Here is a 19,502-nt window from a genome sequence, read left to right as displayed (position 1 = left end):
GCCTCGTCGTTCACCACAGGTCACGCCCAGACAATCGCCGCCGGCTTGCCGACCCGCTCTAGGATTTTCCGCTGGGCTTATGGGCTGCCGCAATGAGGTCGCGCAAGGCCTGATCGAGCCGGGACGGCTCGCCGTCGATTGCGACCTGCTTCAGCCGCGACGTCGCGCCGGAGGTGATTCGCACCGATGCCTTGGTCACGCCGAGCGCCTTGGCGAGCAGCTCGGTCACGGCGCGATTCGCCTCGCCGCCATCGGCGATGGCGCGCACCCGCACCTTGAGCACGCGGCGGCCGTCGGACAGCGTCTCGATGCCGTCGATGGCGTCGCGCCCGCCGCGCGGGGTCACGCGCAGGGCGACCGCGAGGCCGTCAGACGTCGGGCGCCATGGCATCGGCTATTGCCGCCGGATCCAGGCCTACGGAACGAACGGAAGAACGTAGCGCTCCAGATACATCTCGATCAGCAGCAGAAGGAAGAACAGGATGATCGGGGAGATGTCGAGCCCACCCAGATTGGGCAGACGGCGCCTGATCGGGCCGAGTGCCGGCTCGGTGATTCGGTACAGGAAATCACCGATGGTCGCGACCGCCCGGCTGCGCATGTTGACGACGTCGAAGGCCACCAGCCACGAGAAGATTGCCGCCGCGATCAGAAGGTATCTGTAGAACTGGATGACAAGGATCAGAACGATGACGATGGGCTGCATAGGCTCAACTTGTCCGCGGCGGATGGGAGCGTCGGTCCGGTAGATATCGGTTCCCCCCCGCGCAAACAAGGGAAGCCGCCCGTCAAGGCTAACAGGCGATGTGAGCGTTCTTGACTTGACCTGGGCACCGACTGTAAATGGCGCCCGATCCGCCGGCCGCCTTCCCAATCTCGCGTGGCCGTGCGCGACCAAGCCGTCGTGACTTGTCGTCGTGACGTATCTGAGTGACTTGGGGCCATAGCTCAGCTGGGAGAGCGCGTCGTTCGCAATGACGAGGTCGGCGGTTCGATCCCGCCTGGCTCCACCACGCTTCGCCCTTCGGGCACCGCGTGGCACAGCCGCGCTAAAGCTCGAAGGGCGAAGCGTGGTACCCGGCGTAGCCACCTGGCGAAGCCGGGCTGTTCAGAACTCCCAAGCAATCGCCTGAAGAAACCGCGGTCTACTCCGCCGCTTCCGCCATCGCCGCCGCCGGCTCGCGCGTCAGCCAGCCATCCAGAAAATGCGCCAGCCATGCCCGCTCCGCTGCATCATGCACGGCGCGGCCCTCGAAATGGTGATGACGGGGCCGGGCACCCGGCGTGTCCAGCCGGGCATGCCCGCGCGTGGTCCAGCGGCACATCATCGCGTAGGTGACGTCGGGGTGGAACTGCAGCCCGGTAGCATTCTCGTATTGATAGGCCTGGACCGGAAAGTCGCCGCCCTCGGCTAGCAGGTCGGCGCCTGAGGGCAGGTCGAAGCCCTCGCGGTGCCAGTGGTAGACGTGATCGGGCCAATGCGGGCAAAGCTTCTTCCCCGTCTGCGTCGGCCGGATCGGATAGTAGCCGATCTCGGCGCGCCCCAGCGGATGCGGCGCCACCTTGGCGCCAAGCTGGATCGCGAGCATCTGCGCGCCCAGGCAGATCCCGAGGAAGGGACGTTGCTCGCGCAGCGGCACCTCGATCCAATCGACCTCGCGCCGGACGAAGTCGTCCGGATCGTTGGCGCTCATCGGGCCGCCGAAAATAACGGCACCCGAATGCCCATCGAGCGTCTCCGGCAACGGGTCACCGAAGCGCGGCCGGCGGATGTCGAGCGGATAGCCGCGCCCACGCAGCGCATTGCCGATTCGGCCCGGGCTCGAGGTTTCCTGATGCAGGATGATGAGCACCGGCCGTCGCGGCACAGCCGACGGCTTCGGATGGATGGGCCGAACGTCCGCCTGGGCGGTCCCGTTCGGTTGCAGCGAAGGGTTGGGCCTGAGCATCACCTGACGATCATAGCTAAGCGAAGGTTAACGGCGCGTGAGCAAGTCCACCTTGCAAAGCAAGCACCGGGCCAGTGTCCCGACTTCATCCCCAGCAAGGAATTTGCGGCGAACAGTCTCGCAAGAGACGAAGGACGCCGGCGCAAACAAAAAAAGAAAACGAAAAATATCCCGCGAATGTCGATCCGACAGTCACGTCGACAGAACGCCAGACATTCTGGCGTCCATGTCAGATCGGGGACGCTGGCTTTGGTCAGGTCCGCTTGAGCTGCAGCCGTCCGACCGCAGCGAGGATAAAGCCGCGCGGGAACCAGCGCAGCATGAACGGCACGATCTTGATGCCGATGCCGGGCAGCACGACCCGCTTGTCGGCCATCAGGCCGCGATAGCCGGCTTCGGCCACCGCCTTTGGCGGCACGTTGAGGATCACCGAATCCACACCCGGCTTGAAGCCGGCGCGGTCCTGGAATTCCGACGGCACCGGCCCCGGGCACAGCACCGTGACCCGCACACCCTGTGGCGCCAGCTCCTTGCGCAGCGCCTCGGTGAACGAGATGACATAGGCCTTGGAGGCGTAATAGACCGCCATGCCGGGCCCCGGAAGGAAGCCAGCGACCGAGCCCAGGTTGAGGATGCCGCCCTTGTTGCGGATCAGCTGATCAGAGAACCGCAGCGACAGCTCGGTCAGCGCGCGCACATTCACCGCGATCATGTCGAGCTGCTCGGCGCGGTCGAGGTTCACGGCCTTGCCGAACAGGCCGAAGCCCGCATTGTTGACGAGATATTCCAGCTCGACCCCGGCGGCCGCCAAGGCGGCCTCGATGGTCGCGCCGGCATCGGGCGCGGTGAGATCGCAGGGGATGACGATCGGCGCCGGTCCGCCCTTGGCGGCAATTTCCTGCGCAAGCGCCGCCAGACGGTCCTCGCGCCGCGCCGTCAGCGCCAAACGGTGTCCGTTCGCCGCGAATATCCGGGCCAGTTCGGTCCCGATTCCCGACGACGCACCGGTTACGAGCGTGACACGTTCACCCACGATTCCTGCTCTTCGATCACATTCCGAACATCAGCCGATTGCGGCGGACGAGAGCATAGGCAGCAGGGAACATGCAAGCCGCCGCAAAATGCGGCGGAGCGTCCGATCGACGCAATAGCCTCGGATTCACATGGGTTTACCGGAACGAGGGTTGCCCGAAACAAAATTAAAGTTTGTTCATCTCGGGTTCCAGGCCGCGCTCGAGCGCGGGCTCAGGCGGGGGTCGCCGACCGGCGGGCTGCGACCCGTTGCTTGAGGTCGATCCGGTCCGGCGTCGAGATCCCGAGCAGCTCCGAGGCGCGCCAGACCACATTGTCCTCGAATTCGGTCACCTTGCCGTCGGCATAGACCAGCTCCCACATCATTTCGACGATGCGCAGCCGCCCGGCCTCGTCGACCTCGCGCATGATCACGCTGGTGAAGCGGTAGAGATCGACGGCATCGCCCTCGGCCAGCATAGCCTGGGCGATCAGCCGGTCGGCGCTGCCTGGATCCAGCCCGAAGCGCAGCTCGATCAGGCTGTGCAGCTTGCGCTGCTCAATCTTGCTCGGCTCACCGTCCAGCGAGATCACGTGGATCAGCAGCGCGGTCGCGGCGAGCTGATAGCCGTTGTCGTCGAAGGCCGGCGTCTGCTGCGGCGAAACGACGTCGGCGATGAATTGGCGCAGTCCTTCGAGCATGGCGTCCTTCGCTGGTCTTCCGGGTCCTCAGCCGGCCCGCTCGCTCAATATGCGAACCGGTGTCGAATCCGGCAATCCGCCGAATCGCTCGGAGCGCATGACATTTCGGTAAAGTGCAGCGACGGGCGTCGCCGCCGCTCAACGCGGCGTGATTCTGAACTGCGGCGAGCGGTCGGGCTGGGTCGTCACCACGCCGATGGGCATCACCGGCGCCCGGTCGACGACCTCGATCCGGAAGGCGCCGACCAGGCCGGCCAGCGCCAGCACCGCCTCGACAAGCGCGAAATGCGCGCCGATGCAGACGCGCGCGCCGGCCCCGAACGGCAGATAGGCGAAGCGCTCCGGCGGCACCGCGCCCGGCATGAAGCGTTCCGGCATGAAGGCGTTGGGCGCGGGCCACAGCTTCTCGTGACGGTGCAGCAGCCATGGCGAGATCAGCACCACGTCGCCGCGCTTGACCTGGAACTCCGCGATCTGGTCCGGCGCGCTGGCGGCGCGCGCAATCAGGAAGGCGGGCGGATACAGCCGCACGGTCTCGTCGATGACGGCGCGCGTGAACGGCAGCTGATCCGGATTGCCGAGATCGGTCGCGGCGCGGACCTCCTGCGCGAGCTTCTCCTGATTGGCCGGATCGAGCGCGATCAGATAGAGCGCCCAGAACAGCGCCGTGGCCGTGGTTTCATGACCGGCGAGGATCATGGTCGCGACCTCGTCGGCGAGCTGCGCATCGGTGAAGGCCGCGCCGGTCTCGGGATCGCGCGCAGCACCCATCAGGTCGAACAGGTCGCGCGGCGGTGCATCCTCCAGCTTGCCGGCCGCACGGCGCTCGGCCATCAGCGTGCCGATGAAATCGGTCCAGCGCTTGCGGAAGCGGCGACGGGCAAAATCGCGCGGCGTCGGCCAGGACAGCGGCAGGACGATGTCGAGCAGATGCGGCGCCGCCAGCCGCTCGCCATACTCGTAGACGAAGTCGCGTAACGTCGTGCCGTGGCGGCCCATCTCGAACGAGAACATCGTACGACCGGCGATGTCGAGCGTCATCCGCTGCATGATCTCGCGGAGATCGAGCGGTTGCCCGCACTGCTGCCGCAGCCGCTCGACGGTCTCGTCGGTCACCGCGATCATGTGCGGAATGAGACCGGCGACCGCGCGCGGCGTGAAGGCCGGCGCCAGGGTGCGGCGCTGGTGCTTCCACGCTCTGCCCTCGGCGATCAGCAGGCCTTCACCGAGCACCGGACGCAGCACGCGAATCGCGCCGACGGTGCGGGCATAATTCTCCCAATTGTCGACCAGCACATGCTTGATCGTCTCGGGCGTGTTGAGGATGTAGCTGGAACTGCCGAGGAAGCGGCCGCGGATGATTTCATCCTCATAGGCACGCTGGCTCCAGGTGGCGATCGCGTTCTGCCCCATCATCAGCACGCGGCGCAGTGTGCCCATGCTGTCCGGCGCGCGCGGCGGCATTGGCGGGATCAAGGGTCCCACTGAATGCGGGACCCGTGCCTGCGGCAGATAGTGAATCTCGGCGGTGCTCATGGACGTCCTCGCAATGGGATTGCGCAGAGATGTCGGTTGCTGCCGCCTTCACATGCGGGCCCGGCTCGGCTCGCGTCCAGCAGAAGCCTGTCCTGGACGCGGGCCGCCATCGTGACGGGGAGCACCCGATGTCGGGTCCTCCGGGATTTCTGACGTACCATCGTACTCCAGTAACTAATTAGTCAGCTCGATCATCGCAATCCTACTTTCTGATGCAGGCCAAAGACGGGCGGCGATGCGTTCCTCATTGAACAGTCCGATGACGGTTCGTCCGATGTCGCCTGCCGGCAGCCGCAATGTCGTCGTTGCGTCCGTAGGTACTCCCTTCTGTATGTCGGCGGGTTCCTTGCCGTCGAGCAGCACATTGTCGCGCGGCAGGCCGAAATAGCCGCGCGGCCGGGACATGATGACGATGGCGCCGGCGCCTGCGTCCGCCTGTCCCAGGGGCCGCGCCGCGCGCAGATGCACGACGTCCGACGAGCGCGGAAACGGCGAGCGGTAAAAATGCGTGATCGGCGCACCCGGCGATGTCAGCACGATCTCGATATAAGAGGTCGGATCGATCTCGGCAGGACCCCAGCGTCCGTCCGCGCTGGTCTGGCCGCGATAGAGCGGCTCGCCATTGCGTTCGCCGGTCTCGCCGGAGACGCGATAGACCTCCACGGTCGCGCCGGCCACGGGCCGATTGGTCGGCGCGCCGTCCGGCGTTCCCGTGACGAGACCGCTGAGGCGCACCTCACGTTCCGGCTGGATCGCGATGAAGGCAGGCTCGCGGCCGGCGATGAATTTGTAGATCTCGCGGAACGCGCGCGGATGAAACGCCACCTCACGATGATCGAGGGCGCCGATCACGAGATTGGTCGCGCCCTTCAGCGCCGGCCCTTCGGCGGTGATGCCGGTGGGCACGCCGGGCTTGCCGACCAGCCGGCCGTCTGCTTGCGCATATTTGTCGAGCCCGTCGCTGCGCAGCGTCAGAAATGCGGTGCCTGCAGTCACCTCGCTGTCGCCGCTGTTCAGGCCGCGCAGGAACGGGCCGCGGCCGTTGAACTCGTTGCCAGGGCCGTCGTCCCAGTCGAACACGCCATGATTGGGCGTGCCGCACAGCACCGCATGGCTGACATCGGCGCCGCCGCCATTCTTCACCACATTGCGAATCGCATTGCCGCCGCGCGAGCTGCCGACCAGCGCGACGCGCGCAGCGCCCGTGCGCTCCTTGAGCGCCTTGATCGCGTCAGCGAGCTCGCGGCGCTGATCCTCGGTCGACGAGCGGTTCGGCTGCGCCACGGCATCGTCATTGCGGGCGAGCGGATCGGTGAAGTTCAACGCGGCGAGGCGCGCGCGCGGCACGCCGTTGGATTCCATCCGCCACAGCGTCGTCATCCAGAGCGCGGCGTGGTCGCCATTGCCGTGCACGAACAAAACCGGCGGCATCTCCCCCGCCGATGCAGGGGCCGCCATTTGCGCCGATGCAGGTAAGGTCAGACCGCTCGTCAGCAGGGGCAGGGTTCCCAGGCTCTGCAGCATGGTGCGGCGCGTCAACTTCATCGGCAATCTCCCTTTCGTCTTTTTCATTTCGTGTTCGTTGGCCGCGGTCCAGGATCCCGAAATGGAGCACTGGACAGCGGCGGACATTCGCAGGCATCACATACGTCCGGGCGGAATCAAGCGATAGTTCAATGCGACAGAGCTCACTGCGACTCGCCGACATGGACGGACCTGCATGAATGCGCCGCATAAACGGGAGCTGTTCGCGGCGGAAAGCATTGCTGCCCCACTGCGTCATGCCGTGTTCCGCCGCATCTGGCTGGCGAGCCTGCTCTCCAATCTCGGTCTTCTGATCCAGGCCGTCGGTGCCGCCTGGTCGATGACGCAGATGACCGCGTCGGCCGACAAGGTGGCGCTGGTGCAGACCGCCTTGATGCTGCCGATCATGCTGATCTCGATGCCGGCCGGCGCCATTGCCGACATGTATGACCGGCGCATCGTCGCGCTGGCTGCGCTGGTCGTGTCACTCGCGGGCGCCGGGACGCTGACGGCGTTGGCATGGCTCGGTCTCGTGACGCCCGAGCGCCTGCTCGCGCTCTGCTTCGTGGTCGGCAGCGGCATGGCGCTGATGGGCCCGGCCTGGCAGTCCTCCGTCAGCGAACAGGTGCCGCCGGAGACGCTGCCCGCCGCGGTCGCGCTGAACGGCATCAGCTACAACATCGCGCGCAGCTTCGGCCCGGCCATCGGCGGCGTCATCGTCGCTGCTGCCGGAGCAGTCGCAGCCTTTGCCGCGAATACGCTGCTGTATCTGCCGCTGCTGGCCGCGCTGTTCCTGTGGCGGCGCATGGTCGAGCCGAGCCGGCTGCCGCGCGAGCCGCTCAATCGCGCCATGGTATCGGGCGTCCGCTACATCATCCATTCGCCGTCGATCCGCATCGTCCTCATCCGCACGCTCGTCACCGGCCTCATCGGCGGTTCGATCTCGGCGCTGATGCCGCTGGTCGCGCGCGACCTCTTGCATGGCGGCGCGCAGACCTACGGCATCATGCTCGGCGCGTTCGGGATGGGCGCCGTGGTCGGCGCGCTCAACATCGGCGAGATCAGGAAGCGGCTGTCCGGCGAGGCCGCGATCCGCACCTGCGCACTGACATTGGGCGCCGCGACGGCGGCCGTCGCGCTCAGCACGGAGCCGGTACTGACCGCGGCCGCGCTGGTCGTTGCCGGTGCGGTGTGGATGCTCGCGGTCGCGCTGTTCAACATCGGCGTGCAGCTGTCGGCGCCGCGCTGGGTCGCGGGCCGCGCGCTGGCCGCCTTCCAGGCCGCGATCTCCGGCGGCATCGCCATCGGCAGCTGGGGCTGGGGCCGTCTCACCGACGCCGCCGGCGTCGAGGTCGCGCTGCTGGTCTCCGGTGCGCTGATGATGGTCTCGCCGCTACTCGGCCTGTGGCTGCGGATGCCGCCGATCGGTGCCCGCAACGAGGATGGCGAGACGCTGGCCGACCCGGAGGTGCAGCTCGAGCTGACGCCGCGCTCCGGGCCGCTGGTGGTCGAGATCGAGTATCGCGTTGCCGAGGACAACGCCCGCGCCTTCCACGACCTCATGCAGGACGTGCAGCTCAGCCGACAGCGCAACGGCGCCTATGGCTGGTCGATCGCGCGCGACATCGCCGATCCGGAACTGTGGACCGAGCGCTATCATTGCCCGACCTGGATCGATTATCTGCGCCAGCGCAACCGCTCGACGCGGGCCGAGCGCGAGCTGCACCAGCGCGCGATCGATTTTCACATCGGCCAGGACCCGGTGCGCATCCGCCGCATGCTGGAGCGGCCGTTCGGCTCGGTCCGCGCCAAGGATGACGTCGACCGCACCGCCGAGCAGGCGCCCGCGGTGGCGTCAGCGGCCCGCAGCGGGCCGTAGGCGGCGATTCACGGCGTTCTTCGCGCCGGCTAGCGGCGCTCGTTCTCAGGTGGGATCGCGGCTCACTGGCCGTGGTCGGTCAGCACCTTGTCGCAGGCCTTCGACAGCTTGGCGCGGTGCTCCTTGAGGCAGGCCAGCACGGCCTGGTCGCCGTTGTTCATCACCGCGCGGCAATGCCGCGACACGTCGCGCGCGCACGCATCCTGGCCGGGCTGCTGCTGGGCCGAGGCTGCCGACGCCATCAGGACCAGGGGAATGACCACCAAGAATTTGCTCATGACCGACGCCTCGCTCCCGGCAGTGAAGGGCTGGCCGCGCTTTTAGTGGTCACAACCGGGCCTCGCAAGCGCCTCGGTCGCAGCCGGGGCGCGAAGAAGGGAGCCGAGACAGCCGTGGCCCTCAGTTGGCGTCGCCCGCCTCGGCGACCTTGCCGCCGCGCCGGGTGACTTCCTTGTCGAGCACGGTGCGGCATCCGGTGCTGAGCGAGGAGCGGTTCTTGATCATGCAGGCGGTGATCGCCGGGATGTTCGGGATCTCGCTGCTGCACAGCCGGAAGGCGTCGCCGGTGCACATCTGCTGCGCCTCGGCGCTGAAGGCGAAGCTGGCGCTCGACGCGAAGGTCGAGATGGCGGCGACGCCGATGGCCGTCAGGACGGCGTTGCGGAGAAGATTGAAGGACTTCGTCATGGCTGGCTCCCATCGGCTCCGCATCTCGCGGGCCCCGTGTTCAATGCGTCCATCATGGCCGGATCGCTCTCTAGCAACAGTGATGCGGGTCACGCCAGATCGGCCCGTTCAACCCCGGCCCGCGCGCGTCGCGCAGCCCGTGGCCGCGGCGACATGTCGCTCCGGTGAAATCCCGGTTTGGCGCGCGCATCGTCCTGGAAATGTTCGCCGATCTCGGCCGTGTTGGGACCGCGTTAACGGTTCGTTGGCAATACTGGCAGTCAATTGAAGGCGGCGGATACCGTCGTGTCCGCCAATTGCGTGTCTCGCGTTTTCGGGAAGAGTAACCATGCGTAATGCGTTAGGCTTGCTGCTGGCCACCGTCGTCGCGGCGCTGGCGATCACCGGTGTCTGGTATTGGGTTTCGAAGCCGAGCGCCGCAAAGGCCGCCGCGCAGAGCGCCGCGGCGAAACCGTCCGAGCTCACACCGCCGCCCACCAAGGTCGCCGCCAAGGGCGCCAAGGACGATGTCGAGTATACCGGCACCGTGCCGGCGAAGCCGGCCGCGTCCGCCGCCGCGCCGGTGCAGCCGAAATCGACCTGCGCCAATCCGGATGCGCTTGGCATCTCCCGCACCGTCGTGGTCGACACATCGGGCGGTCCCGGCTTCGGCCTCGACCATTTCAAGCAGTTCGACTTCCTGGCCGACCGCGAGGTGGTGCTGACCTTCGATGACGGCCCGTGGCCGGGCAACACGCCGGCGGTGCTGAAGGCGCTGGCCGACGAGTGCACCACCGGCATCTTCTTCTCGATCGGCAAGCACGCGACCTATCACCCGGAGATCCTGCGGCTGGTCGCGGCGGCCGGTCATGTGGTCGGCGTGCACACCTGGTCGCACGCCAATCTCAACGGCAAGAAGATGACCGATGAGATGGCCAAGGAGGAGCTCGAGAAGGGCTTCAGCGCGGTCAAGTTCGCGCTGGGCGCCAACCCGGCGCCGTTCTTCCGCTTCCCGCAGCTGCAGCACCGGCCGTCGGCCGTGGCCTATCTCGGCAGCCGCAACATCGCGATGTTCTCCTGCGATGTCGACAGCTTCGACTTCCGCTCCAAGGATGCCGATCAGGTCGTCAACACTGTCATGACCGGGCTCGACAAGAAGGGCAAGGGCATCATCCTGATGCACGACTTCCAGAAGAACACGGCGCTCGCGCTGCCGACCCTGCTGCGGCGGCTGAAGGCCGGCGGCTTCAAGGTCGTCGCGATGCGGCCGAAGGGCACGCTCGACACGCTGCCGGAATATGACGCGATGATCGGCCAGGATCCGAAGCTGCCGACCACGATGACCAATGCGCGGCCGATCTCCAGCGTGATCCAGACCGTCGCGCAGTGATGCCCGCTGTCGGGTGACGATACGCGAAGGCCGGGCAGTCGCCCGGCCTTTTCGTTTCTCGTCCGTCGCCGACGGCTCACCAATAGATGCCGTGGCGGTGCAGCTCGCGAACGATGCGGGCTTCGGTCCAGCTCTTTCCCCGCGGCTTGGACGCGCGGGCCGATGTCGAACGCCGCGACGATCTGGGCGCCGCGCCGGTCGGCTCGGCCGCGGGCGTGGCAGCGGCGGCGGCGGGCTGCGCTGCGGCCGGCGCGGCGGCTGCCGCCGGCGCGACCGGTTGCGCAGCCGGCTGCACCGGCGCTGCAACCGTCGGCACCGGAGCGGGCGTGACGGTGACTTCGCCGGCCTGCTGGACATAGGCCGGGCGCGGCGCCGGTGGCGCTGCCGTGTCGCTCGACGACAGCGACAGGCTGCGCGTCCCCTGGGCCTGCGCGACCGTGGCGGATACGAGCACCATGGCTCCGATCAGGATCATTTTGCGCATCTTGAAAGCTCCCCTCGTTGACTGGGAGGAGGTTTAAACCGGGGTGTGATCGTCCGATGTGATGCCGGTCACGCTGGCTGCTGCAATCGGCGGATGGAGCCGGATCGCCGTGCACTTGATTGCGCACCGACGCACCATTTTTCTCAGAACCTTTTCGCGCTTGCAGCGACTTCAGTTCAGGACGGCGGCAGCTCGGGGACGGGCCCGCCGGATATCCGGACATTGTTCGATTGCGGCCCATGCGCATGACGCGCGTCAACGCCGCTCATCCGCGTTTGCTACCACAATACCGTCACGTCGAGGTGTTCCATGTCAGCGGAACGACCAAAGGTTGAGGTATGATTGTATGTATACGTCCCATTCGTTGGTGAGGTTCAGAAAGTTCGCCGAATCCGATAGGAAGCCTGGGCGAATCGGGGGAGAGGATGGACGCATGCGCCGGGGAATGATTGCGATGGCGCTGGTGGCGGCCACGCTGCTGGCCAGTGACGGCCCGGGACGCGCACAGAGCGGCGAGAACGAGGTCGAGGAGATCTATGTCCTGCGCAGCATGCGGCGCGGCCGGGTGGTGCCGTCCGATTTCTGCTCGCCGACCAAGACCGGTTTCGCGCCGGCGCTGGAGGATCAGCTGTCGGTCCATTCCGTCAGCGTGCACACGTCCGATGGCCGCATGACCGGCACCACCGACAAGAGCATCGGCGACATGCGGGTGTGCATCGGCCAGGCGATGGATCCGACGCTGCTCGGCACCTACACCGAGGGACAGTTCAACGGCATCACGTTCACCGGCATCGGCGATTGCCGGCTGGTGCGCGGCAACATGCCGGAGGACGGCATCCTGACCCACCGCTGCTTCCTGGTGATGTCGGGACTGCCGGAGCCCTATGTCGGCGGCTTCATGATCTCCAGCTCGCTCTATTCGAAGACGCCATTCGGTGCCGAGAGCTCGCCGCCGGGCTATGCCCAGGCCGGCATCCTGATCATCCGTCTCTGGAAGAAGCGGCTGCCCTGAGGCCGCCGTTCCAGCCTATCCTCGGTCGTGCGGTCAGGCCGGCGAGAAGGTCTGCACGAAGGCGCGTACCGTCGCCGACACCTTGTCTTCCGAGACGTGCCAGGCGGCGCCGTCATCGGCCGCGAAGAAGCTCGACGCATTCGAGCCGCCCCAGCGGAACACCTCGAAGGACGGCCAGTACCAGATGTCCTCAAGGTTCGAATTGTTGACCACCTCGTGCGCGACCAGCCGCATCGTGCTCTTCGACAGGCAGTCGGCCTGGACCACCGATTCATATTCGAACGAGGTCAGCAGCGGCACCGGCGACACGGTGACGATCACCTTGATGCCCGGCCGGATGCTTCTGACGAAGTCGATCAGATAGCGCACATTGTCGACGTTCTCCTGCACGCTCGCGGTACGGAACTTGTACTTCTCGGCCAGCGCCCGTGAGTTCAGCGCGGTCGGCCGCGGCAGAACGAAGGCGCCGGTCTCGCGGTCGAAGAAGGCGGCGGCGACGCCGAGCGTCAGGATGAAGACGTCGGCCTGCTTGATGACGGCGAGCGTGTTCTCCTTGCTCGATCCCGGCGGCAGCAGCTCGACGATGCGCTCGCGGATCTCCGGATCGATCGTGGCGTCGCGCAGCCAGTCGACAAACACGCGATTGGCGAAGGTCGTGTTGATGTACTCCGAGATCTCCATGTGGTGGCTGTTGTAGCCGCTGTCGTTGAGGCTCTTGGAGAGGTTGCGCGCGAAGCACGAGCCCATCGTGAAGAAGCGCGTGCTCTTGTCGAGGAATTTCGGCGCGCTGGCGAGGTTCACGGCGATATGGCTGGTGATCAGCGTCTGCAGGTCGCCGAGGAAGTCCTTGGTCTCCGGATAGCGGCCGACCTTGGCGCGGCCCTTGGCCTCCTTGACCTTGCCCTTCCTGGCGTTCGAGCGCGCGAGCTCGATCGTCTCGCGGTTGATCGGGTTGTCGTAGCCCGGATTGAGCTTGATCGCCTTTTCGAGCGCGGCCACCGCCTCCTCGAACTCGTTGTTCTGGGTCAGGATCTCGCTGAGCGAGAAATAGTCGGCGGCCTGGTTGGAGGCCCTCGCGAGCTTGCGGAACAGGTCCATCGAGCGGGTGAACGGTCCGACATGGCTGCAGCGCACCGCGGCGCTGCGGATCAGATGCAGATTGCCTTCGCTGGGATCGTCGAAGATCTCGGGATGCTCGTCGAGGATCGCGAGCATCATGTCGCGCGCCTCGGCGCGCTTCTTGTGCGAGCCGTCGTCGATCAGCTGCGCATAGATGAAGCGGGCGTTGATGTCCTTGGGCTCGAGCTCGAGCAGCTTCTGGAACGCGAGCTGGGCGCTGACGAAGTCCTTGTCCTCGATATATTTGTAGGCGAGCGTCCTGATCTGGCCGACGATGGATTGGAACTGGGTGTGACTGTCGAGGGCAGTGTTGCTCATGTCGCGGGTTCGCCTTCGTCTCGCGCTGCGTTTCCAGGAGCTGCGCCAGTCCGGTTGCAGGGCGCGACGCGTCGCTCACGCGGACGCTCCAGCCCGCGCGTGGGACATCTCGACCATGACAACTGGATCCTGATCGCCACCGGCACGGCCGCTGGCGTACGCCCGAGCGCAGCCGACAAACGGCGGTGATTCGAACAGGAGCGGACTCACGCCCAAATCGCCGCCTGCTGCCTTCGCATGCAAGCGCCGGCAGTTCGCGCGTGACGATGGGGCGACGAGGTTAACCGGTTCTTAACCCAGGACACCGTGCGATTACGGGAGCGCGGAGCGAGGCTGGTGGCGCGCTGCGCCGACTGACGGGTAGTGGGGACCCGCGCCGGATCGTGCTGGCGCGCTCAATGTGTACCTTCGACGCGATACGCTTCGGGATCGCCGCTATCGATCAGACGTTCGACCGCCTGCCTGAGGGGCGGGCTCATCGGGACGTTGAGATTGACACTCTTCGGCGGAATCGGAGCCAGGAACCACTTGGCATAGATCTGCCGGATTTCGCCGCTGCGATAGACGATCGCCATCGCATCATCGACGACCTTCTTGAAGGCCGGATCGTCGCGGCGCATCATGATGCCGTAAGGCTCGATCGACAACGCCTCCTCCGACACGGTGTAGTCGCCGGGCGTCCCCGACTCGGCGATCCGGCTATAGAGCAGGATATCATCCATCACGAAGGCGTCGGCGCGATCGGATTCCAGCATCCGGAACGCCTCGCCGTTGTCCTTGGCGGCCAGAATGGTGAGATTGAGCTGGCGGCGCGCGTTGAGCTCACTGAGCTGCTTGATATTGGTGGAGCCGATGGTGGATACGGCGACCCTGCCCTTGAGGTCGTCCAGCGTCCGCAGCTTGGCCGCCGCCTTGGCCGCGAAGCGATTCGCGGCGACATAGTAGGTCGTCGAGAACGTCACCACCTTTTGCCGCTCGATGTTGTTGGTGGTCGTTCCGCATTCGAGATCGATGGCCCCGCTCAGGACCGACTGGATCCGGCCCGAAGGGGTGACGGGCACGAGCTTGACGTCGAGCTTCGGCAGGCCGAGCCGCTCCTTCACCGCGTCGACGGCCAGGTAGCAGAGGTCCATGGCATAGCCTATGACCTTCTCGTTATCGGCGTAGTAGGAGAACGGGGTCGATGATTCCCGGTGCCCCAGCGTGATGGTGCCGGTGCTCCTTATTTTTTCCAGCGTGCCGGTCAGCTCCTCGGCGACCGCCGCCTGGCTCACGACGCTCAACGCGGCTGCGGCCAGGATGATCTTGACGTGCATGTTGCAGCTCCTCATTCAGAATCGACCAGTCAGGTTCGGAGCGATCGATGATGTCTCCGCTCAGGCCGTTGACGCATAGCTCCACCGATGCGCGCCGCCATCGGGGCGGGCCGCCGGCTCCACGACCTGCGCGTAGTGCTGCATCGAAGCCGGCCTTCCGATCAGGAAACCCTGGGCGAAATCGCAGCCTGCGCCGGCGAGAACGTCGAGCTGCGCCTGCGTCTCCACACCTTCCGCGGTGACCGGAAGCTCGAGCCCGCGCGCCAGGCCGATGATGCCGCTCAGGATCGCCTTCGATTGCGCGCGGTCGAGGTTGGAAATGAAGCTGCGGTCGATCTTGATCATGTCGAAGGGGAACGCCTGCAGATAGGACATCGATGAGTAGCCGGTGCCGAAATCGTCGAGCGCGATGCGCACTCCGAGCGCCTTGAGCCGGCGCAGGATGGAGACGGCGCCGGAGAAATCGTCGATCAGCACGCCCTCGGTGATTTCGAGCTCGAGCCGTCCCGGGCGCAATCCGCTGTCGATCAGGACCTCGTGGACGAGCCGCACGATGTCGTCGTTGCGGCATTGCACCGGCGACAGATTGACCGAGATCTTCAATTCGTTCGACCAGGAGGCGGCCTCGCGGCACGCCGCACGCAGGATCCATTCGCCCATGGCGACGATCAGTCCGCTCTCCTCGGCCAGCGGAATGAAGGCGCCGGGCGCCACCAGGCCGCGGCGCGGGTGCTGCCAGCGGACCAGCGCCTCGAAGCCGACGATGTCGCCGCCGACGCGTATCAGCGGCTGGAAATCGAGCCGCAGCTCGCCATTGCCCACGGCCGACTGCAGATCGTGCTGCAACTCGCGGCGGTCGCGCAACTGCGCCGCCATCTCCGGTTCGAAGAAGCGGATCGCGTTGCGCCCCTCGGCCTTGGCGCGGTAGAGGGCGATGTCGGCGTTGGCCAGCAGCGTGGTCGGGTCGTTTCCGTCGGCCGGCGCGCGCGCAATTCCGATGCTCAAGCCGATCCGCATCTGCCGTCCGGCAATCTCGATGTCGCCGACGAGAGCGCTCCGCAGCCGCTCCGCCAGTTCGCCGGCCGCCGCCGCCTGCGCCTCGCCGAGCAGAACCACGATGAATTCGTCGCCGCCGACCCGCGCCAGAAAGGCGCCCGTCGCAACCTCCTGCAGACGCCGTGCCGCCTCGCGCAGCAGTTCGTCGCCGACGAGGTGACCATGCAGGTCGTTGATCTCCTTGAAGCGATCGAGATCGAGGCAGAGAATCGCGAACGCGCCGCCGGCGCGGACCGCCGCGTCGACCGTCGTCGCGAGATAGTCGGAGAAGGACGCGCGGTTGTGCAGGCCGGTCAGCGCATCGTGATGCGCAATGTGAGCGATCCGCTTCTCCGTGCGCTTCTGCTCGGTGACGTCCTCTGCCGTCATCACGAAGCCGCCGCCCGGGACCGGCCGGAAGACGACCACCATGGCCCGCCCATCGGACAGCTCCACCACGATGCTCGCCGGCTTGTCGGCCGTGACCATGGTCATCAGCCCGCCGACATAGCCGTCGGAGCCGTTGTCGAGCGGGAGGCCCTGCGAAATCTGATGGTCGAGGATCTGTCGCAGCGTCGTCCCAGGTCTTGTGAACCTGGCTGGCAGGTTGAACATCTCCGCGTAGCGGTCGTTGCACACGATCAGGCGTTGATGGGCGTCGTACATGCACACGCCCTGCGACTGATTGTTCAGCGTCGCGTCGAGCTGAATGCTCTGCTTGCGGAAATATTGCACGACGACGACCCCGGTGCCGCCGATGCCGACGACGAGCACGATGGTGAGGCCGATCAGGCGCAAGGCCTCCGTCGACCAGCCGGCGAGCGCGGCGGAGACCGTCGTGCTGGTGGTCAAATGGAGGGGGAAGCCGGCAAGGCGCGCTGCCGCGATCAGCCGGTCGGAGCCGTCGACGGCGTCGAGCCATCGGACCACGCCGGCGCCGGATCGCGTGATCTCGGCGAGCTTTGCTCCGGACAGGGAGCCGTCGGTCGGCGCATCGACATGCGGATGGCTCGCGAGCATCACGCCGTCCTGCCGCAGCAGCGCGATCGATTCATCGGGGCCCCGGAGCAGCGTCCGGTAGAGCCCCTCGAAATACTCGGACTCGATCGTGCCGACCACGAGACCCAGGAATTCGCCGTCGGATCCCATCAGCTTCCGGGCGAGGGGGATCGTCGAGGCTCCGACCCGTCGGCCCTTCTCCGGCCGGCCGAGCTTCGAGCTCAGGGCCGGCTCGGTCTTGAGCGCCTGGAAATACTCGCGATCCGCGACGTTGAGCGGCGGCGTCGGCCACGCCACGGACGAATTGATCACCCTGCCGTCGGCACCGACCAGCATCACCGCCTCGATATGCGGGAAGCCGCTGATCCGGTCCTGCAGCATGAGATGGATATCGCGGCCCGCCATGGCGCGCCCGTAGACTTCGTCGGACACCACCGCGAGCGTCTGCATGTGCTCGATCAGGCTCGCCTCGATCAGGTTGACCGCATCGAAGTCACGCGCCGCCTGCTTGGCCAGCACGGTGGCGGTCGACAAGAGCTGCCGCTTGCTCTCCTCGATCGCGTGATCGCGCAGGTGGGACAGGATGAGGGCGACGGTGCAAACGACGAGCGCGATCAGGAACGCGCCGCATCGCATCATGACGACGACGGGACGCGACGAGCTGGTCCGGCGGATCGGAGGCGGTTGAGCCCCTCGCGCGAACCTCGTCGACAAACCCCTGAATGCCCGAGCGGACAGCAGCATGATTCCCAGAACGACCGATCTTCCGGGAAATCCTTGAGCCTCGCTGTTGGGGTAGTGTTAAAGGCCGCCCCTTGCCGCAACCGGAATGCCGATTACGGTTACGTGCGCCTTACGTCACGGCGCGCAATGCCGGAAAACAGGCAACGCGGCGCAGATTTTCTCAGTAGTTCTACGGGGCCTTGCGCAAAGCCTGTGCGCGGACCCAACTCCCTGGGGTTTTCCGATCTGACGCAAGCCATGAGACGGCACGGACCGTGAGCCGAGGCCTGGGTGATGTTGCCGTGCTGAAGGATTCTGATTCCGCGAGCGTGTGCAACGACGCAGGCGCTGCGTGATGCCGGCCCGACGATTGCATCCGAAGGCCAATGCCGGTCGAGGATCTCAGGAGATCTGCTGGTGCCGCAAGAGGGGAATCGAGCCATGCCCTGTATTAGTTTAGTGCACCGTCCCCGTAATCGAAGCGACACGCTGCGTCTGCATGAGACATGACGCGCGGTTTCACCTCGAACTTAGCCGGCCCTCGCGGCACCTCCCGGTTCGATCGCGGGTCCTGACCACGGATACGGGAGGAAATCAAATCGCCGACGCCTAGGCGCACCCTCGCATCTGTGCCCCCAAAACTGTGAACAGGTTGCAGGCCAATTCTTGTGCACAAAATAGGCGGCGAATAGAAGTTTGGTGCACTGTCAATGTAGTTCACGATCTTCCATGGGAACATCGGTCTTAAGTTCAGAGGAATGACCTCCTTCGCCGTCTGGAGACCGCTCAGTTCATTTGTAGCGGATGATCCAGTGGACGTATGCGTTGACGGGACGCGTCTCGACATTGCCGCCATCTACGATGTGATGGACATGATCATCGACCGTGCTGACAACAGGGAGATCTGTCGCAGCTCCAGGATAGGCCACCGTGTTGTTTTGCCCGTTCACGTCGCGCGCTGCATCGAGCTCAAGGAACAGCTTATGATCATGTCGTCCTGCTAAATCGGTTACGAAGCGCTCATCTCGAGCCTGAAATTCCTCCCGTTGCTTCGGAAGGGCCGTGGCATAATCTTGGTATGAACCGACCCCTCCTTGCCGCGTTCGCATGCCGGCGGAGAACCGGTGACGTGCCTCCTTATCGACCTGTTCAGTCGGGTCCACGCCACGAAGAAAGTATCCACGCAAATCTGGTATGTTGAACCTCCTCGTCTTCGTATCGCCGCCCCATCGATACTGGACAGCTTCAAATAGAGCTGCGAATGCGCCCGCCGCGTCGAACTGCCGACCGTTGCAAAGCAACCAGCCATTCACGTCCTCCCAATCTCCAGGAGTTGGAGGTTGAGTGTAGGAGGGAGCCGGAGTGATCTCACCACCATATGCAATGATTGATCCTATGGGCTCTGCCATGGCGTCCTCCCCGAATTGGGATCACTCTCAGTCGGTACTCCCATTCTGTGCAATCTATTCGATCTGCGTGAACTCTGACAAATCGTTCGACCCGCGCGAGGGTTGATTGCGCGCCAACATCAATGCCGAAAGGTAAGGCATGTTGTCGGGCCGCATCGACCCTATCAACCTGGACATCCAGGCGATCCATTGACAAGGAGCTGTCGCCGAAAGCGCGCGGCCGAGCCGTCAGCGTCATGCATAGCGGGCCGCGCTCTAGATCGAGATTGCCCAACCGAAAAATGGTGATCTGCCTTGGATCAGCTCCCTTCAACGCGATCCGGCGCGCCCCGAACAAAAGTGAGTGGGCTCCCATGGAGTTACGTGACGCTGCTTTTTTCTTTCCGCCTCGACGAGGGGCAGGTGGAATTTCTCGGGAGCCGGTTTTGCC

At 65.6% G+C, this 19,502-nt stretch carries 17 protein-coding genes and 1 tRNA gene; 4 read left to right on the top strand and 14 right to left on the bottom strand.

Features of this window, described 5'->3' with window-relative positions; translation table 11 throughout:
* Positions 1 to 58 precede the first annotated feature (58 nt).
* Both QQL87_RS09435 and QQL87_RS09430 read right to left on the bottom strand, forming a co-directional pair.
* Positions 59 to 391 carry a DUF167 domain-containing protein gene (locus tag QQL87_RS09435; RefSeq protein ID WP_284417164.1) on the bottom strand — a complete coding sequence of 111 codons (333 nt, stop codon included), beginning with the start codon at positions 389 to 391 and terminating at the stop codon, positions 59 to 61.
* A 24-nt stretch (positions 392 to 415) separates the two neighbouring features.
* Positions 416 to 706, bottom strand: coding sequence for a YggT family protein (locus QQL87_RS09430; protein ID WP_284417163.1), 291 nt, complete (start codon positions 704 to 706; stop codon positions 416 to 418).
* Between the two features lie 231 nt (positions 707 to 937).
* Here QQL87_RS09430 and QQL87_RS09425 point away from each other — a divergent pair.
* Positions 938 to 1,013 (top strand) — tRNA-Ala (locus tag QQL87_RS09425).
* Positions 1,014 to 1,145: 132 nt separating this feature from the next.
* On the opposite strand, the gene QQL87_RS09420 is transcribed toward QQL87_RS09425, so the two are convergent.
* From QQL87_RS09420 to QQL87_RS09400, 5 genes are all read right to left on the bottom strand, one after another.
* The gene (locus QQL87_RS09420; protein ID WP_284417159.1) at positions 1,146 to 1,949 is read right to left on the bottom strand and encodes a glutamine amidotransferase; all 804 of its coding nucleotides are present in this window, start codon (positions 1,947 to 1,949) and stop codon (positions 1,146 to 1,148) included.
* Positions 1,950 to 2,202: 253 nt separating this feature from the next.
* Positions 2,203 to 2,982: an SDR family NAD(P)-dependent oxidoreductase gene (locus QQL87_RS09415; RefSeq protein ID WP_284417158.1), complete on the bottom strand. Its 780-nt coding sequence runs from the start codon at positions 2,980 to 2,982 to the stop codon at positions 2,203 to 2,205.
* Positions 2,983 to 3,194: 212 nt separating this feature from the next.
* Positions 3,195 to 3,662, bottom strand: a complete 468-nt coding sequence (locus QQL87_RS09410; protein ID WP_284417157.1) for a tellurite resistance TerB family protein — start codon at positions 3,660 to 3,662, stop codon at positions 3,195 to 3,197.
* Positions 3,663 to 3,800: 138 nt separating this feature from the next.
* Positions 3,801 to 5,198 (bottom strand): cytochrome P450, encoded by a 1,398-nt coding sequence (locus tag QQL87_RS09405; protein ID WP_284417156.1) that lies wholly within the window; start codon positions 5,196 to 5,198, stop codon positions 3,801 to 3,803.
* A 174-nt stretch (positions 5,199 to 5,372) separates the two neighbouring features.
* Positions 5,373 to 6,743, bottom strand: a complete 1,371-nt coding sequence (locus tag QQL87_RS09400) for a hydrolase (protein ID WP_284417155.1) — start codon at positions 6,741 to 6,743, stop codon at positions 5,373 to 5,375.
* Between the two features lie 175 nt (positions 6,744 to 6,918).
* Between QQL87_RS09400 and QQL87_RS09395 the strand changes: the two genes are divergently transcribed.
* Positions 6,919 to 8,601 (top strand): MFS transporter, encoded by a 1,683-nt coding sequence (locus QQL87_RS09395; RefSeq protein ID WP_284417154.1) that lies wholly within the window; start codon positions 6,919 to 6,921, stop codon positions 8,599 to 8,601.
* Between the two features lie 62 nt (positions 8,602 to 8,663).
* On the opposite strand, the gene QQL87_RS09390 is transcribed toward QQL87_RS09395, so the two are convergent.
* The gene (locus QQL87_RS09390; protein WP_284417153.1) at positions 8,664 to 8,879 is read right to left on the bottom strand and encodes a cysteine rich repeat-containing protein; all 216 of its coding nucleotides are present in this window, start codon (positions 8,877 to 8,879) and stop codon (positions 8,664 to 8,666) included.
* Positions 8,880 to 9,000: 121 nt separating this feature from the next.
* Positions 9,001 to 9,288 carry a hypothetical protein gene (locus tag QQL87_RS09385; protein WP_284417151.1) on the bottom strand — a complete coding sequence of 96 codons (288 nt, stop codon included), beginning with the start codon at positions 9,286 to 9,288 and terminating at the stop codon, positions 9,001 to 9,003.
* 328 nt (positions 9,289 to 9,616) lie between these two features.
* Between QQL87_RS09385 and QQL87_RS09380 the strand changes: the two genes are divergently transcribed.
* Positions 9,617 to 10,657, top strand: coding sequence for a polysaccharide deacetylase family protein (locus tag QQL87_RS09380; RefSeq protein WP_284417150.1), 1,041 nt, complete (start codon positions 9,617 to 9,619; stop codon positions 10,655 to 10,657).
* Positions 10,658 to 10,733: 76 nt separating this feature from the next.
* Here the strand turns inward: QQL87_RS09380 and QQL87_RS09375 are convergent, their stop codons facing one another.
* Positions 10,734 to 11,141: a hypothetical protein gene (locus tag QQL87_RS09375; protein ID WP_284417148.1), complete on the bottom strand. Its 408-nt coding sequence runs from the start codon at positions 11,139 to 11,141 to the stop codon at positions 10,734 to 10,736.
* Positions 11,142 to 11,574: 433 nt separating this feature from the next.
* On the opposite strand from QQL87_RS09375, the gene QQL87_RS09370 reads away from it, so the two are divergent.
* Positions 11,575 to 12,153, top strand: a complete 579-nt coding sequence (locus QQL87_RS09370) for a hypothetical protein (RefSeq protein ID WP_284417147.1) — start codon at positions 11,575 to 11,577, stop codon at positions 12,151 to 12,153.
* Positions 12,154 to 12,186: 33 nt separating this feature from the next.
* Here QQL87_RS09370 and QQL87_RS09365 read toward each other — a convergent pair whose 3' ends face one another.
* The 4 genes from QQL87_RS09365 to QQL87_RS09350 all read right to left on the bottom strand — a co-directional run bounded on the left by QQL87_RS09365 (position 12,187) and on the right by QQL87_RS09350 (position 19,072).
* Complete coding sequence (locus QQL87_RS09365; protein WP_284417146.1) at positions 12,187 to 13,590, bottom strand: GSCFA domain-containing protein; 1,404 nt, start codon at positions 13,588 to 13,590, stop codon at positions 12,187 to 12,189.
* A 395-nt stretch (positions 13,591 to 13,985) separates the two neighbouring features.
* Positions 13,986 to 14,906: an amino acid ABC transporter substrate-binding protein gene (locus QQL87_RS09360; protein WP_284417145.1), complete on the bottom strand. Its 921-nt coding sequence runs from the start codon at positions 14,904 to 14,906 to the stop codon at positions 13,986 to 13,988.
* Positions 14,907 to 14,966: 60 nt separating this feature from the next.
* Positions 14,967 to 17,579: a bifunctional diguanylate cyclase/phosphodiesterase gene (locus QQL87_RS09355; protein WP_284417144.1), complete on the bottom strand. Its 2,613-nt coding sequence runs from the start codon at positions 17,577 to 17,579 to the stop codon at positions 14,967 to 14,969.
* Positions 17,580 to 18,454: 875 nt separating this feature from the next.
* On the bottom strand, positions 18,455 to 19,072 hold the full coding sequence (locus QQL87_RS09350; RefSeq protein WP_284417143.1) for a phage tail protein: 618 nt from the start codon (positions 19,070 to 19,072) through the stop codon (positions 18,455 to 18,457).
* Between the last annotated feature and the right edge of the window lie 430 nt (positions 19,073 to 19,502).

Source organism: Bradyrhizobium sp. SSBR45G, from assembly GCF_030159255.1.
Lineage (GTDB): Bacteria > Pseudomonadota > Alphaproteobacteria > Rhizobiales > Xanthobacteraceae > Bradyrhizobium.
The sequence above is the reverse complement of the archived record's forward strand: the minus strand, read 5'-3'. Positions and strand labels throughout refer to the sequence as shown.